Origin of the sequence: Streptococcus sp. k-90 (genome assembly GCF_013277565.1) — a bacterium.
Classification (GTDB): domain Bacteria; phylum Bacillota; class Bacilli; order Lactobacillales; family Streptococcaceae; genus Streptococcus.
On sequence record NZ_VMNE01000033.1, the window covers coordinates 1 to 1,195 of the forward strand.

1 pseudogene is annotated in these 1,195 nt (G+C 37.3%); it reads left to right on the forward strand.

The annotated features are described in order from the left end of the window. Positions 1–56 precede the first annotated feature (56 nt). Positions 57–1,195 (forward strand): annotated as a pseudogene (locus tag HT734_RS08815) (IS3 family transposase); the annotation flags it as partial.

Sequence of the window (1,195 nt, forward strand, 5' to 3'; positions counted from 1 at the left end):
TGAACTGCACCCCAAAAGTTAGACAGAAAAAATCTAACTTTTGGGGTGTTTTTATTATGAAATTAACTTATGATGATAAAGTTCAGATCTATGAACTTAAAAAACAAGGATATAGCATAGAGAAGCTTTCAAATAAATTTGGGATAAACAATTCTAATATTAGGTACATGATTAAATTGATTGATCGTTACGGAATAGAGTTCGTCAAAAAAGGAAAAAATCGTTACTATTCTCCTGATTTAAAGCAAGAAATGATTCATAAAGTCTTACATGAAGGCTGGACTAAAGATAGAGTTTCTCTTGAATACGGCCTCCCAAGTCGTACGATACTTCTTAATTGGCTAGCACAATACAAGAAAAACGGGTATACTATTGTTGAGAAAACAAGAGGGAGACCAACTAAAATGGGACGTAAACGGAAGAAAACTTGGGATGAAATGACAGAACTAGAGCGACTCCAAGAGGAGAATGAACGCTTACGTACTGAGGTAGCTTACTTAAAAAAGTTAAAAGAGCTGGAAGACAGGGACGAAGCTATACAGCGAGAAAGGCAGAGACAATTAGAGAAATGGCTTCAGGAGGATTTCGACTAGATTTACTTCTTGAAGTGGCTCGTTTACCTCGCTCAACTTACTATTATCAGTTGAAGGAACTAGATGGGCTTGACAAAGATAAAGATCTTAAAGCTGAAATTCAAGCTATTTTTACTGAGCACAAAGGAAATTATGGCTATCGCCGAATAACTCTTGAATTGAGGAATCGTGGTCATATAGTAAACCATAAGAAGGTCCAACGTCTGATGAAAATCCTTGGTTTAAGTGCTCGAATTCGCCGTAAACGAAAGTATTCTTCCTACCAAGGAGAGATTGGCAAGAAAGCAGAGAATCTCATTCAACGCCAGTTTGAAGGATCGAGACCAATGGAAAAGTGTTATACGGATGTGACAGAGTTTGCCATTCCAAATAGCACGCAGAAATTGTATTTATCGCCTGTTTTAGATGGCTTTAACAGCGAAATTATTGCTTTTAATCTTTCTTGTTCTCCTAATTTAGAACAAGTAAAAACGATGTTGGAACAGGCCTTCACAGAGAAACACTACGAGAATACGATTCTCCATAGTGACCAAGGTTGGCAATACCAACACGATTCTTATCATCGGTTCCTAGAGAGTAAGGGAATTCAAGCATCCATGTCA